Here is a 13,563-nt window from a genome sequence, read left to right on the forward strand (position 1 = left end):
TGAACGAGCCCCATGAAAGACAGGACACCGTTTCCCCCTTACGATAAGGGATAGGCAAACGGTTATGTTTATGACTAATAGCAACGACAAGAGTGGGGAGCTTTTGGGCCAGGAGCGGCGGCGCCGCTGGAGCCCGGAGCAAAAACTGGCCATGGTTCGCGAGAGTCTTGAGCCAGGGCAAAGCGTTTCGGTGGTCGCTCGACGCAACGGCATCAATGCCAACCAGCTGTTCCTATGGCGCAAGTTATATCAGGACGGCAGTCTGTCGGCGGTCAGTGCCGGTGAAGCCGTTGTGCCCGCCTCGGAGTTGAGCGATGCGCTCAAGCAGATCCGTGAACTGCAACGGATGCTGGGCAAGAAAACGATGGAAGCAGAAATCCTCAAAGAGGCCGTGGAGATCGCCCGGTCGCGAAAATGGATTGCGCACTCACCCTTGTTGCCGGGGGACGACCAGTGAAGCTGGTCAGCGAATGTCTCGGTGTGGCGCGCTCGCAATTAACGGTTCGAATCAAGCAATCGGTATCGCTCAAAGTACGGCGCCGCAGGCCTGTGGACGATGCTGATCTGGTGGTTGAAATCCAGCAACAGATCAGCGAACTGCCCAGCTATGGCTACCGTCGTGTTTGGGGATTGCTGCGTCGTGCCCGTGAAACCCAGTCGCTGCCGGCGATCAATGTGAAACGGGTTTACCGGGTCATGCGCGATCACGACCTGCTGTTGGCGCGGCGCATCAAACAGCCCGGCGTGCCGCGTCGGCACGAGGGTCGTATTGCGGTGCAAACCAGTGATACGCGTTGGTGCTCGGACGGCTTTGAGTTCCGCTGTGAGGACGGCGCCAAACTGAGCGTGACCTTCGCCCTGGATTGCTGTGACCGCGAAGCCATCGGCTGGGTCGCGAGTCCGACCGGGTACAGCGGCGATGACATCCGCGACTTGATGCTGGAGAGCGTAGAGAAACGCTTCGGTGATCAACTGCCTGCAACGCCGGTTCAATGGCTAAGCGACAACGGCTCGGCGTACACCGCCGAACAGACACGCCTGTTTGCTCGACAGATCGGTTTGCAGCCGGTGACCACCCCGGTGCGCAGCCCGCAGAGCAACGGCATGGCCGAGAGCTTCGTGAAGACGATCAAACGTGACTACGTTGCGCACATGCCCAAGCCGGATCGAGAAACGGCGCTGCGCAACCTGGCAATTGCCTTCGAGCATTACAACGAGCAGCATCCGCACAGCGCCTTGAACTATCGCTCACCGAGGGAGTTCAGGCGCTTGGCAGCAGCATCAATTTGACGGGGAGTTGGTGTCCGGTTTTGTAGGGGCAAGTCCACCCTTATAGAAAGAGCTAACCTCTTTAGTTGGGTATTTGTTTTATATGTTTGAGGTTGATCACTCTCAGAGCTTACGCTCTAAGGGTTGGTGCAAAAGCTTATGGGGTTGTTTTGTCCCACGTCCCAACGTAATAGATATGGTTCGCGGGGGCTGGGACATTCTGTGAAGCCGCATCGAGCTGTGGCCGCGCCGGACGATAGGTGTAAACCCGCATATCAGCTGATGTCCATGCTGGAGCGGTTGTGATAACTCTATGCCATTCAAATATCGTTATAAGTGTGCCCTTCACGATCAAGCCATTCCCCTGAAGCCCAGCCTACGTGAAGAATACAATTGCGATAGTGGAAAAGGATGCCAGTGAAGGCTTGGAAAAGAAAGAAAGAGAACAATCCAGCCTTGGCCAAGCGCTCAAATTCCTTACGCTTGATCTTGTCTTCATGGACCATACGCCCGTAGAACACAATATCGAAAAGTTCTGCGTTGGTGGTTTTCTCAGCTTCATCCTTGATGTTCACCAAACAACGGGCACCTAAGTTTTTCCTAAGTTCTTCACGAGCTTTTATAATTACTGCCTTGAGGTCGTCGTGCTTAGACTCCCAACCCTCAGCTATATCCGCAATCTGCTGGATAGAGATTCCATCCCTCCCCTGGATCAAGAGGCGAAGGTTCAGACAGAAAGCCTCAAGTTCATCAATGTTCAGCCCATCGTGGGCTAGCCAGTCGCCACCTATTATACGAGCCATGTCAGGCTGCCCACGCCTACGGGTTAGCCATCCCCAGAAGGCGCTGGAAACGATGCGCTCCGCTCGGGACACAAACCTTTCAAGGGCTTCAGCTTCGTGGTGCTTGACGTCCATATAAACCACTCAGAGTTCCTAGAGTCCGACTTTAGCACGACGAGAAAACCGCTACGAGCCATTGAAAAGCCAGCACTGCATCCCCATGTCATGCTCACACCGCGACATGCGGTTAGCTGAGCCACACCAAGAAAGGATGCACATATGATTAAAGTACTTTTGTCGCTAGATTTGATTGACTCAGAGGACAAAAGAGACGAGTTTTATGAGTTACTGAGGGACGAGAATTGGTTTAAGACCAACGATGTTGACACTGTTTGGACACTCAACTTTCCAAACAGAGACCCTGAAAACGATGAAGATTACAAAGGAGTCAGGGATCGTATCGCAAATGTGCTCATTAAAGCGGCCACTGATTTGAAACTAAAGAAGATTTATTACGTGGCCCAGTTGGGCAATCATGAGTTCATAGCCAGACAAATTTCAAAAGTTGATGGCCAGTACAAATGCACTCGAAGGAGCCTATACCCTGAATGACATGTGACAAAATCCGGTGACTAAACACCACCGGTTTTTCAAGCTATGGGTAAACCAGACACACCATTACCCGGTGTAACGCCAGTATGCTTATGTGTATCAAACAGAATCCCATTGAATGTGGCGCCGCCTGTCATTGTGTAGTTTCCTGTCCAGTTTGTGTTAGCCACTTGGACATTCATGGCGTTGGCCTTTAAGTTGATGCTGTTGGACGCTTCAAGCTCAATATCTTTGCCAATCACTTTAACTGTGAACTGAGATTCAACTACAGCATTACCATCAGCCTTGAGAACAAACTGTGTCTCTTGACCTGACCCAGTGTTGTGCACAATCACCAGATCATTTGAATCATTGCTCAAACTCAGGGAGTTGATTTGCTGTGTGGTTACTGAGAAAGGAGCCAAGCCGGGAACAAATACAGAATCTTGAACATCTTTCATACGGTTATCGTAGGTCATGATTGGTGCTGTGTTGTTTGCAATCTTGAAGTTATCTGTGTTGTTATCCATCACCACACACATCCCTGTATCACCCACGTTAACAGGGAAGAGGAACATGCTGCTACCAGTTCTCATGTGAGCGATAGGGACGTTAATAACGTGCGTGTCATCCATGTTTGAGCCGTCATCAGCTTGACGTGGATTAGAGATTTCAACAGTGACACTGAATCGACCATTAACACCCACAACTCTTGCTGGGTATGCTGTACGGCTGTTCTCACTGTTGTTATAAATGGCGTTATCAATGACGCTCATCCATCCGCCTTCAATCTGTTGAGTATCAGTGTGCATGAGCGTTTCCTTTTAAGGGTAGAGCTTTTCCATTTCGGTGAACCATGAACCACTTCTGTTTGTGGTTGATGTAGGCTTCAACTACTGTGAACTTGTGGACAGAGAGAGTGCTGTGTTCATCAAGATAGTCTGTGGCTGCATGTACAGCATCAGCCTTACTATCAAAGAAGCAAGGGTATTGGATGTTATCGAATTGTACGGGGTGCATTGCGTTCTCCTACTGGGCTGTTGGAATTGTTTAAAGTTGGGTTGGTATTCATTGCCGGGTTAGCAGTTTGATTGATGGTAATTGGCGTGTAAGACGAGATAGAGTTGTGCACCTGTCTCGGAATTTGCACATCAACATACTGCTTGAGTTGTTCTGAGTTATTATTGAGTAGAGTTCTAAGCTGGTCAGTTTGAGATAGAGAGTGGTTAACAATCTCTTGCCTGATCATGGTCAAGTCATGGGCTCTCATGGCCTTGTACTCATTGACTGTGTTGTGGGCGTCAACCGCTAGGATTGAACACCCAACCAACAGAATCAGACAGAACCCAAACAGCCAACCCCAAAGAGGTGGCGTGTTCGTGATCTTCATTAATTACCTCTGGCTCTTACCATTGTTCCAGCAGCAACGGCGGGGCTATTCTTAGACAGAGCTTGTTTAACTGTGTCTACTAGCTTGGCGTTATGCTCTTCCATCTGAGCTTTCAAAGCATCAGTATCAGTTGCACCATTAATTGTCGTATCACCAATAATCACTTGAACATTACTGTTCGTAGTATTGTTGGCAGCTTGACCGTTAACCTGTGGCTGTAGGAATGGGGTCATTGGAGGGTTGCTCAGAGTTGCAAGCTTGTTCTGTACACTTGCAGCGGCTGCATCAAAGTTGACTATTGGGGCGGACAAACCAGAACCAAGGATGTTTCCATTTGTAGAAGGCAACGCCAGCTGGTTAGGTGCGTAGTCCGGGTCATCTTTCTTCTTGCCAGCCATCCAGAGGTTTGCTTGACGCTGGTCAACTTGCCACTGTCTATCACTGTCATCAGATGCACGTTGAGCAACAATCTTGTCGTAGTCTTCATCATTGATATTACCAAAGTAGTGTTGAATGTCTTGAACCTTACGGCCAATCCAAGTTAGAACATCTACAAAAGCAGTTAGGCCATCAACAACGAAAGTGATTACACCTACAATGGCTTCAAGGGTGATCTTTAGAACATCAACACCACCTGTCAAACCACCATTACCAAACAACGTAGTCCAGAGAGTGCTAAAGGCAACTCCCAGCTCTTTGAATGCCCCGCCTAGTTCACCCATAAACTTAGGATCAAGGTAGCTTCCACCATTATTAAAGAAGGCTGTCATCTGGGCGAACTTTTGAATCAAAGAAGACAGGCCATCAACTACAGTTGCGGCGGCTCTACCAGTGGCTAGGAACTGAGGCTGTAGTTCATTCATCATCTTTGTGATGCTGTCGTACAAGCCGTTATTACCCACCATAGACATTTTCAGGTCTGTGTTGTCGTAAGACTTCGCCATGTTAGATTGGTATTGGTTGCGGATACGGTTGTCCCAAGAGTCCTGAGTCATACGGCCCTTATCCAGCAAGCAACCATCATTTGCACGACGATCCATAACACTACCAAGCTCTGTGACAAACTTGATCAAAGCATCACCAGAGATTTTCTTGTCTTTGCGATCTTGATTAAATGCTTTTAGAGCTTCATCACCAGTCTTGTTACCCCCTGTAGCACGTTGCCATGCCTCAGCACCCAAGCTGTTAGCATGAGCCCCCAAGTGTTCAGAGATTTGGCCTGTCCATTCTTCGCTGTAAAGTTGACCTTTACCCAAAGCTTGACGCAAACCCAGAGAAACTTTAGAGATGTTTTCATTAGACAAGTGTTGTGCTTTGGCATACCTCAAGATGCCTTCTGTTGTGTCCTGTGCTTTATCAACTCCAACTTTAGGAGCCAAGCCACCAACAATCTTGGCGTAGTCAGCGCCCATACTCTTTGTATCGAAGCCCTCAGTTTGGGCAAAGGATTCAAAGCGGTTGTTAATACGGTTGGCACCTTCTGGTGTGCGATCACCAACAGCCTCAAACTGTCCAATACGTTGATTACGTACGTTGGAAGCTCTCTCAGCTTCACGGGAGAAGGCAACGGCAGCAGCAGACACAGCAGCGAAGGCAGCAACCACCAGAGCAGCGCTCCCGGCAACAGCACCCAAGCCCATAGACGCACGTCCAAGGCCACTGGAAAGCCCCTCAATGGCTCCCAGAGGATTACCTGCCCCTACCTTACCAACTAGGCCGCCAGCACCCCCAAAGCGATGCAGGGCGCCCGCCCCACGTCCTACCAATGCACCACCATGACCACTAGAGGTACGTCTGTGTGCACCAGTAGGGTTAGAGAGGGCTTTGTTGAGCCTGTGTTGAGCCAGAGCCTGCCTTGTTGCGTGTGCCTGAGCCTGTTGCTGTGCCTTGGCAGCACGGTTAGCAAGGTTCATGTGTTGGAGGGCGTTGTTGATGTTCTGTTTAGCCTGAGCCGCTGTAGCAGCTTGAGCGGCCTTCGCTTGGATGGCAGCTAGCTTGGCTTGGTCCTGTTGAACCTTTAGTTGTTGTTGCTGTGTCTTGAGCCCTGTAGCGGCTCCTTGTTGTTGAATCTTTTGAAGCTTGGCGCCCTGTAGGGCTGCGTCAAACTGGGCCTTGTTCATTGCTTGGTGAGCTTGGGCGACCTGCTTACCACCGATCCCCTGCCCGCCTAGAGCTTTCTGCATGGCCTTGCCTGTTGCGTGGGCTTGACGTTCCAACCCTTTGAGCAACTGTTGTGCATGCTTGATACCAGAGCCATCAACTTTGAAACCAATCTTTGCAAACAACTCTGCAATAGCTTGTTCATTCATTAGCTATTACTCCGTTGCTTGGGCTAGTAGGATTTCAATGGCTTTGTGTTGTACTTCTTGGCTCGCTTCGGATAGTGCATCTACCATGTCAGACTGGGAGAACGCACCAGAGATAATGAAACGTGCATCCACCTCATGGTTAACGCCGTCGTCCTTAGAGACTTTGATGTTTGCTACAGCTTGATTGATGGCTTCTGTTGCACGGATTACACGTTCATCAGCCAATGCTTTTTCAGCGTATTTCAAATCCTGATAAGAGCAGTGCTTAAACACTTCCTCACCAAAGCGCTTTCCGTATTCTTTGAAGTCGATTAGGGCGAGCATGGCATTTACATTAGCGTCATCCTCAGACACTTCTGTCAGTGCACGGCGGAACAAGTCTTCAACATACTGCTCAAAGTAGGCTGCATGTGTACGGGTTAGTTTTGTAGAGCTTGTATCTTTTGTGTTGGTCATATTTGTATCCTCTGTATGGGTACAGAAGAGACAGAGGAATTGTTGTTTCCTCTGCATCCTCATATCATTTGTTGAAGTTGAATGTGAAACCTTCTTGTGGCTTCACCTTACCCTGTACATCAACTTGTTTCTTGATGCGGGTTTTAGATGGGATGTAACGTGGTGTGAATGCCTCAAAGATTTCTCTACACTTGTCTTTGACAGTTGGGTCATCTTTGCGGGGGCGTCCACTCTTGCGTGGTACGATTGGCAAGTCTCTTGTCTTGAACTCTGCTACAGCCTTAGCAACTTCAATAAGATGCTCAAGCATGTGTATGTGTTCTTCTGGATACCCACAACGGATTGCACTCACTAGCATTTCTTCTAGTGGCTTGATGGCTTTTCTGTAAGGAGTGGCAGAGATTCTTAGTTCTTGTTCGGCGGTGGGCTTATTGGCTGGCATATCTCAATCCTCTTCTTGGGGACTGTCATAGCCACGTTTGCTGTCTCTGTTCCCACGTTCTTTGTTCTTGTGTTTTGGTTTGGAGCGTGTCTCTTTGTCGCCCCATTCATCTGTGTCGTACTTGTTGATACACTGGGCTGTGTTGCTTGTTTTCATTTCTTATATCGTTCCTTTAGAATCTCTTCTGTTCTGGCGAAAGAGGCTGTACTTTGTACAGGGCTTCCACCCATCGTTGTCACCACCACTTGAGCGCCATCAATAGTCTTACCATCAGCGTACAGGTTGATTAGTGCTGTACGTTGAGAGGCTGCAAACTTGTACACAGCTTGAAAGCTCTGAGAATCATAACCATCAGTTACTTTATATAGAGCTTCAACAATCTCAGGCTGTTCTGTGAACAGGGAATTGAACAGGGCTTTACGTGTCTCTTGAATCAATGTCATTTTTAGCTCCTTGTGGAATTCAAATAGGTTGTTGGTTGCTGGGCTGTGTACGTTTGCGTTTGCAAAATGCTTTAGGCTGTTAGTCGTCTGTGTCGTAGACGTAAAACAAGCTAAAGAACTCTGGCATGATGCTAGAGCCATCTGTAATCTTGCCGCTGATTGTTGCGTTGATTGGCAAGAGCAAGAAGTAGCCTGTTAGGCCGTAGTCTTCTAGGTTGTAGTCAACACACATAGGGAACTGGGGAACAAGTGCATACCCTAGAAGTACTGGTGTTTGGTCATCCTTTCTAAGGTCCATCTGCCACTGCCCACAACGCTCATTCCAATAGAAGGTAAACTGCCAAGATTGGCCCTCAAGGGCGATGCCATACCTGTACTTAGAATCAGTGTATAGAGGCATTTCAATAGATACTGTCTGTGTCATTTTCCATACTTCTCTTGTAGGATTCTTGTTGTACGTTCAATGTCGGTTTCTTGTTTGGCTTCCTGTGGGGCGTGCACTCTTTTGGGAGCGCTCGCGTTCATGGCCTTCTGTACAGATTCAACAGAGACTGTCTGTCCCAGCTCTAGAAGCTGATAGATGAACTCACCAGCGGCAAGGTCTGTAATGCCAAGAGACTCACGTAGAGTCTCAATAGCGCTTGGGTTGTATTCCATAATTACTTACCTGCTCTCAAGCCACGAATACGGGCTTGAACACGCTTCTCAAACTCAGCCTGTTGTTTGGCTGCATCTTCCAATGCTAGAGCCCTGCGTGCTGCATCTTCCTCAACCTTGAGGGCTTTGGCTTCTTGTTCAAAGACAAGGTTGTTATGTGCGTCAATGCTTGCTTCATACGTGGCTGTAACTTCGGCAGTAAGTTTTGAGATTTCATCACACTGATACTCAACACCCTCAATACGAACATAATTTCCTTTGTCGTCTCTGGCTGGTGCCTCTGGCTTCTTTACATAAAGCATTGCAGCACCTGTGCTAGTAACCTCCGGGGTTAGAGTGTTAGACAGGAACATTGTGTAACCTCCTGCTAGCTTGGCTTGCAGTACACCCATAGCAACAATCAAACTACGCTCCGTAATTTGCTCTACAGCACCGTGAAAGTGCTTACGTGGATACTGGCCGTTGTCATTGGGCTTTGCATCGTAGTCGTAGTCATTACCAGAGAAGCGGCCTTTGTAGGCCAATGTTTCCCATTCGATAAGTTGGGCTAGTTCTGCTTTGTCTGCTTTCTTGATTTGTAGCTGTGTCATAATTTCTTTTCCTTGTATGAATATATTGGGCTGTGTACGTTTAAAACGGGATGTTCTGGCTGTGGCAGAGTTCTTGGTAATCAAGCAACTTGTCATCCTCATTATCGTCGGGATAACGGTTGTCACGAATAAAGAGCATCGCGTTATGTCCCACACCACCATCGCTATCGAGGCTGGCTAGGAAGTCTGTACGCCACTGCTTATCGGACAGAGTTGTTAGTGCTCCAATGTCGATTTGTGTTTCTAGGCTAGTCATTGTCATTTCAAAACCCTCAGTCAAATTTGCGACTGGCGACAACACCAACTAGAAAGCCGATTGCACAGAACGCAAAGCAGAGAGCAGCTACTGTGATTGGATCAAACATTCTTCATTTCCTTTTTCTTTAGGAGTGTGTACAGGATGGATTGTTTACGTGCTGCAAACTCTTCTGGGGTTTCAAGCCAGAGTGTGGCGAGTGCACCCATCTTTTCTGTATCAGTGAGTTTGTTGATCATGTTCAACATGTGTTCAGATGCAGCTTCAACAAAGTCAGCTACTGTCGTTGGTGTGGAGTGTTCGACAATGAACGTTGTAGCTCTGTGCTTACGAACTCGGCAAGTTACAGAGCAATACTTGTGGTCAGAGCGACCGGCTAGAAATTCTTTTCGGCAGACAACGCATACCTTTCTTGTTGGCTGGGCCATGTGGTGTTTTCCTTGTACTTGAAGTTTTTGTAGTGGGCTGTTTGTAACGGGTAACGGAACGTTATTTCTCACAGGCACAGAAAAAGAGGCTTTCGCCTCAGTCGCTGTCAAGCAAGGAACATTGTGTGATTTGGCTACCGAGCGTGGCTCAAGGCAGAACATCAGAAATAGAAGCAGTAACCGCACCACACTGCAAAGTGGTTCTTTCATCAACAGGGGCCAAAGCTAAGCGTGATGACGTGCGTTCAAGTATTCGCCAGCAACTTGATGGTACTGAATCAGGCCACGGGAAGCCTTGCGAGGGGAAACATCCAAAGGATGAAACTGTAGAATTAGTTGTGAGTGGTCGCCAGCAACCCACGGTACTGCAACAAGCTGAGAGGCTTTGCGATACTCCGTAGAGAGTATGTTCGTATAATTAGTTAACAGTGTTGAGCGGCTACTGTCAGAGCGTAGGAGGCGTAGTGATCGAGAAGGAGGTAATCACTACAGTTGCTCACATGGCATCTAAAGCAAGGAGGGTTGCTACAGATGATTCTTGGAATGGGGCCAGTTATCTAACCAACTGGGAAAGGGTGTTGTCTCAAAGGAGGATCAACAACACATCAGGGTAACGACTCCCCAACTTAGAATTTTGGTTCTCGTGAACTGTTGTGAGGCCGTACATGAGGAAGCAGGAAGAACACATGTGGAAAGCTGTAAGAACCACACATCTCTTTCTTCCCTAGCTCGTACTGTTAGTATAGCACGGATGCTACAACTGTCAATAGCTATGTGACAATTTTTGTAATATTTTTGTATTTATTTTATACCACATGTCAATTGTCAGGGAGTTTCTGTTGATGGGTACTACACTCCACATCAGAACAACTCACAGGATTGAACGCCAGTATCACGACAAACCCTGTCCACCTCTACAGAGCCCCACTTGCTGACAAGTGCTTTAAGCTCGTTCTGAGAACGTAGGAGCCGCGTTACAGCCCCAAGATTACGAGAGTGTAGGATTTGCCCCACACAGTGCTGTACACGATCTGAGAGAGCTTGTGAAGCACTAACACTGACACTACCCTGCATAACTCCAATAACACCGTTTGTGGTGGCATTGGGCTTAGGCATGGAAGCTGTGTTGTTGAGGGCTGCTGTGTTGATGCACTGATGCATTGAATCCTCCTAGGCTGTAGTTGGCGACGCTGGTGAACATATCATCAAACTCTTCTGTGAATTGAGGTGCGGACTGTACAGCAATTGTTGGAACATTGTCAACAACAACTGTTGCTTTCTTCACTGCGATTATGCTAACAATCTTGCTAACAACTTCTTGCTCTGCTTGCTCTACAGCATCGTAGAATGCGTCAAAGGATTCTGTAGCTGTGTGAGGCTCTGTGATGCGTTTTTGGGCGCGCTGTACTGTAACTGGCAGCTCAGCATCATTTGCACTATCAAGAGCGTCTGTGAGACTCAGAGAGCGTTGTAGCAATACGGCTGTATGCTCTGGGCTGTATTCTTTGATGGCTAGTTTTAGGATGTGGCGACGGGCTGCGTATTGTTGCTTGCGTTGTGCTTCACTGCTTTCTGTTTGGTTGTCGTCGTACCCTGTGGCGTACAGCTCCATGAATGTGTTCACCTTCTCTTGAATCAATTCCTCGATTTCAAGAGCCAGAGTTTCCAGAGCAACGCGGGATGCTGTAGGCGCTTCATCACATACCCAATCCATTACGAACATTGGGACAGAGGTTGTACCAGCGGCCAACACCTTGCAGCGCTCTTTGATGCGGTATAGTGTATCTTTGCTGTAGTTGACCACGTACACGCCTTTCTCTTCATCCAGCTTGGAGCCGTAGACTTCAAAGCAGATGTTGCGTAGTTCGTAATCCTTGATTCCCTGTGGACGTGTCGCCAGTGGGTAAACGCGGGATACTGCTGTGTCAAGTTGGCTTGTAATTGCCTTGGTGACAACTACTACATTTTCAATGTGTGTGCGTACAAAGCGCTCTGGGAAGCCTGTTGCTTTAAGGATGGCTGCTCTGCTCAGACCTTGCTGACGTAGCTCTACTACCTTGGCAATGTTAGCTGCTGTTTGTTCTTGTGTTAGCTTGACTCTCATAATGTTTTCCTTCTAGCTTGATCTGTCCGCATCCCATACTCATGATGGCCTACCTCAGTGGTGATTGTGTGGTGGAGAAGAATTTCCCTTACCTACACATATAATATCACGGATGTCCCAGCTGTCAAGTTATAATTGTAATATTGGAACATTGTTGGTACATTTTCTGGGACAAACAATTATTGGTCATTTTGTCCCAGTCCGCGAGAACCATATATGTTGGTTGGGACACGGGACATTCTACCCCGGTCAATCACACCAAACCCAATAAACACTGGCTGTCCCAGCCGAGCGAACCATATTACTTAGGTTGGGACGTTAGGACGTTAGCACCAGTGGGAACCACTGAGAGGGATACAGCTTAGGGAGATTGGGGAAATAAAATTGTGATAACAATTCCCCAATAAAAGAAGGGTTACTTCTCAGACCTTCGGTCTAAGGTTTTGCACCAATCAGAAGATCAAGAGCTTTTCTTTTAGGGTTGTTGGTTCTTGTTATAGATGTTGTGATGTTACCCCTTGGACTTGCCCCTACAAAACCGGACACCAACTCCCCGTCAAATTGATGCTGCTGCCAAGCGCCTGAACTCCCTCGGTGAGCGATAGTTCAAGGCGCTGTGCGGATGCTGCTCGTTGTAATGCTCGAAGGCAATTGCCAGGTTGCGCAGCGCCGTTTCTCGATCCGGCTTGGGCATGTGCGCAACGTAGTCACGTTTGATCGTCTTCACGAAGCTCTCGGCCATGCCGTTGCTCTGCGGGCTGCGCACCGGGGTGGTCACCGGCTGCAAACCGATCTGTCGAGCAAACAGGCGTGTCTGTTCGGCGGTGTACGCCGAGCCGTTGTCGCTTAGCCATTGAACCGGCGTTGCAGGCAGTTGATCACCGAAGCGTTTCTCTACGCTCTCCAGCATCAAGTCGCGGATGTCATCGCCGCTGTACCCGGTCGGACTCGCGACCCAGCCGATGGCTTCGCGGTCACAGCAATCCAGGGCGAAGGTCACGCTCAGTTTGGCGCCGTCCTCACAGCGGAACTCAAAGCCGTCCGAGCACCAACGCGTATCACTGGTTTGCACCGCAATACGACCCTCGTGCCGACGCGGCACGCCGGGCTGTTTGATGCGCCGCGCCAACAGCAGGTCGTGATCGCGCATGACCCGGTAAACCCGTTTCACATTGATCGCCGGCAGCGACTGGGTTTCACGGGCACGACGCAGCAATCCCCAAACACGACGGTAGCCATAGCTGGGCAGTTCGCTGATCTGTTGCTGGATTTCAACCACCAGATCAGCATCGTCCACAGGCCTGCGGCGCCGTACTTTGAGCGATACCGATTGCTTGATTCGAACCGTTAATTGCGAGCGCGCCACACCGAGACATTCGCTGACCAGCTTCACTGGTCGTCCCCCGGCAACAAGGGTGAGTGCGCAATCCATTTTCGCGACCGGGCGATCTCCACGGCCTCTTTGAGGATTTCTGCTTCCATCGTTTTCTTGCCCAGCATCCGTTGCAGTTCACGGATCTGCTTGAGCGCATCGCTCAACTCCGAGGCGGGCACAACGGCTTCACCGGCACTGACCGCCGACAGACTGCCGTCCTGATATAACTTGCGCCATAGGAACAGCTGGTTGGCATTGATGCCGTTGCGTCGAGCGACCACCGAAACGCTTTGCCCTGGCTCAAGACTCTCGCGAACCATGGCCAGTTTTTGCTCCGGGCTCCAGCGGCGCCGCCGCTCCTGGCCCAAAAGCTCCCCACTCTTGTCGTTGCTATTAGTCATAAACATAACCGTTTGCCTATCCCTTATCGTAAGGGGGAAACGGTGTCCTGTCTTTCATGGGGCTCGTTCA

15 protein-coding genes are annotated in these 13,563 nt (G+C 49.1%); 2 read left to right on the forward strand and 13 right to left on the reverse strand.

What is annotated here, in order from left to right; genetic code table 11:
* The first annotated feature begins 70 nt into the window (after positions 1-70).
* A protein-coding gene (locus tag BFQ01_RS31275; RefSeq protein WP_370467938.1) for an IS3 family transposase occupies positions 71-1,290 on the forward strand; the annotation gives its coding sequence in 2 pieces (ribosomal slippage) (positions 71-416 and positions 416-1,290; 1,221 coding nt in all).
* A 299-nt stretch (positions 1,291-1,589) separates the two neighbouring features.
* Here BFQ01_RS31275 and BFQ01_RS09270 read toward each other — a convergent pair.
* Positions 1,590-2,186, reverse strand: a complete 597-nt coding sequence (locus tag BFQ01_RS09270; protein WP_141691257.1) for a hypothetical protein — start codon at positions 2,184-2,186, stop codon at positions 1,590-1,592.
* Between the two features lie 144 nt (positions 2,187-2,330).
* Between BFQ01_RS09270 and BFQ01_RS09275 the strand changes: the two genes are divergently transcribed.
* Positions 2,331-2,663 carry a hypothetical protein gene (locus BFQ01_RS09275; protein WP_065925031.1) on the forward strand — a complete coding sequence of 111 codons (333 nt, stop codon included), beginning with the start codon at positions 2,331-2,333 and terminating at the stop codon, positions 2,661-2,663.
* 38 nt (positions 2,664-2,701) lie between these two features.
* Here BFQ01_RS09275 and BFQ01_RS09280 read toward each other — a convergent pair whose 3' ends face one another.
* From BFQ01_RS09280 to BFQ01_RS31285, 12 genes are all read right to left on the reverse strand, one after another.
* The gene (locus tag BFQ01_RS09280) at positions 2,702-3,454 is read right to left on the reverse strand and encodes a Gp138 family membrane-puncturing spike protein (protein ID WP_065925032.1); all 753 of its coding nucleotides are present in this window, start codon (positions 3,452-3,454) and stop codon (positions 2,702-2,704) included.
* Positions 3,455-4,031: 577 nt separating this feature from the next.
* Positions 4,032-6,341 carry a hypothetical protein gene (locus tag BFQ01_RS09285; RefSeq protein ID WP_065925033.1) on the reverse strand — a complete coding sequence of 770 codons (2,310 nt, stop codon included), beginning with the start codon at positions 6,339-6,341 and terminating at the stop codon, positions 4,032-4,034.
* A 6-nt stretch (positions 6,342-6,347) separates the two neighbouring features.
* A complete protein-coding gene (locus BFQ01_RS09290) occupies positions 6,348-6,797 on the reverse strand; it encodes an iron-containing alcohol dehydrogenase family protein (RefSeq protein ID WP_141691258.1) in 450 nt (149 codons plus the stop codon).
* A gap of 64 nt (positions 6,798-6,861) precedes the next feature.
* Positions 6,862-7,239 (reverse strand): hypothetical protein, encoded by a 378-nt coding sequence (locus BFQ01_RS32200; protein WP_141691259.1) that lies wholly within the window; start codon positions 7,237-7,239, stop codon positions 6,862-6,864.
* Positions 7,240-7,391: 152 nt separating this feature from the next.
* Positions 7,392-7,682, reverse strand: a complete 291-nt coding sequence (locus BFQ01_RS09295) for a hypothetical protein (protein ID WP_065925035.1) — start codon at positions 7,680-7,682, stop codon at positions 7,392-7,394.
* Between the two features lie 79 nt (positions 7,683-7,761).
* Positions 7,762-8,106 carry a phage baseplate plug family protein gene (locus BFQ01_RS09300; RefSeq protein ID WP_065925036.1) on the reverse strand — a complete coding sequence of 115 codons (345 nt, stop codon included), beginning with the start codon at positions 8,104-8,106 and terminating at the stop codon, positions 7,762-7,764.
* Positions 8,103-8,339: a hypothetical protein gene (locus tag BFQ01_RS09305; protein WP_065925037.1), complete on the reverse strand. Its 237-nt coding sequence runs from the start codon at positions 8,337-8,339 to the stop codon at positions 8,103-8,105. Before BFQ01_RS09305 ends, BFQ01_RS09300 begins: the two co-directional genes overlap by 4 nt.
* 2 nt (positions 8,340-8,341) lie before the next feature.
* The gene (locus BFQ01_RS09310) at positions 8,342-8,929 is read right to left on the reverse strand and encodes a hypothetical protein (RefSeq protein WP_065925038.1); all 588 of its coding nucleotides are present in this window, start codon (positions 8,927-8,929) and stop codon (positions 8,342-8,344) included.
* Positions 8,930-8,969: 40 nt separating this feature from the next.
* Positions 8,970-9,185: a hypothetical protein gene (locus BFQ01_RS09315; RefSeq protein WP_141691260.1), complete on the reverse strand. Its 216-nt coding sequence runs from the start codon at positions 9,183-9,185 to the stop codon at positions 8,970-8,972.
* 101 nt (positions 9,186-9,286) lie between these two features.
* A complete protein-coding gene (locus BFQ01_RS32205) occupies positions 9,287-9,613 on the reverse strand; it encodes a hypothetical protein (RefSeq protein WP_141691261.1) in 327 nt (108 codons plus the stop codon).
* Positions 9,614-10,721: 1,108 nt separating this feature from the next.
* Entirely contained in the window at positions 10,722-11,717 is a 996-nt protein-coding gene (locus BFQ01_RS09320; protein ID WP_065925040.1) for a hypothetical protein, read from the reverse strand.
* A gap of 556 nt (positions 11,718-12,273) precedes the next feature.
* A protein-coding gene (locus BFQ01_RS31285; protein ID WP_370467938.1) for an IS3 family transposase occupies positions 12,274-13,493 on the reverse strand; the annotation gives its coding sequence in 2 pieces (ribosomal slippage) (positions 12,274-13,148 and positions 13,148-13,493; 1,221 coding nt in all).
* Positions 13,494-13,563 lie beyond the last annotated feature (70 nt).

This window comes from Pseudomonas sp. 8 R 14, from assembly GCF_900005955.1.
GTDB classification, from domain to species: Bacteria; Pseudomonadota; Gammaproteobacteria; order Pseudomonadales; family Pseudomonadaceae; genus Aquipseudomonas; species Aquipseudomonas marginalis.

Bases quoted from the DNA above. Each gene is read 5' to 3' on its own strand.
- BFQ01_RS09270 (WP_141691257.1), bottom strand. From the start codon at position 2,186: ATGGACGTCAAGCACCACGAAGCTGAAGCCCTTGAAAGGTTTGTGTCC.
- BFQ01_RS09275 (WP_065925031.1), top strand. From the start codon at position 2,331: ATGATTAAAGTACTTTTGTCGCTAGATTTGATTGACTCAGAGGACAAA.
- BFQ01_RS09280 (WP_065925032.1), bottom strand. From the start codon at position 3,454: ATGCACACTGATACTCAACAGATTGAAGGCGGATGGATGAGCGTCATT.
- BFQ01_RS09285 (WP_065925033.1), bottom strand. From the start codon at position 6,341: ATGAATGAACAAGCTATTGCAGAGTTGTTTGCAAAGATTGGTTTCAAA.
- BFQ01_RS09290 (WP_141691258.1), bottom strand. From the start codon at position 6,797: ATGACCAACACAAAAGATACAAGCTCTACAAAACTAACCCGTACACAT.
- BFQ01_RS32200 (WP_141691259.1), bottom strand. From the start codon at position 7,239: ATGCCAGCCAATAAGCCCACCGCCGAACAAGAACTAAGAATCTCTGCC.
- BFQ01_RS09295 (WP_065925035.1), bottom strand. From the start codon at position 7,682: ATGACATTGATTCAAGAGACACGTAAAGCCCTGTTCAATTCCCTGTTC.
- BFQ01_RS09300 (WP_065925036.1), bottom strand. From the start codon at position 8,106: ATGACACAGACAGTATCTATTGAAATGCCTCTATACACTGATTCTAAG.
- BFQ01_RS09305 (WP_065925037.1), bottom strand. From the start codon at position 8,339: ATGGAATACAACCCAAGCGCTATTGAGACTCTACGTGAGTCTCTTGGC.
- BFQ01_RS09310 (WP_065925038.1), bottom strand. From the start codon at position 8,929: ATGACACAGCTACAAATCAAGAAAGCAGACAAAGCAGAACTAGCCCAA.
- BFQ01_RS09315 (WP_141691260.1), bottom strand. From the start codon at position 9,185: ATGACTAGCCTAGAAACACAAATCGACATTGGAGCACTAACAACTCTG.
- BFQ01_RS32205 (WP_141691261.1), bottom strand. From the start codon at position 9,613: ATGGCCCAGCCAACAAGAAAGGTATGCGTTGTCTGCCGAAAAGAATTT.
- BFQ01_RS09320 (WP_065925040.1), bottom strand. From the start codon at position 11,717: ATGAGAGTCAAGCTAACACAAGAACAAACAGCAGCTAACATTGCCAAG.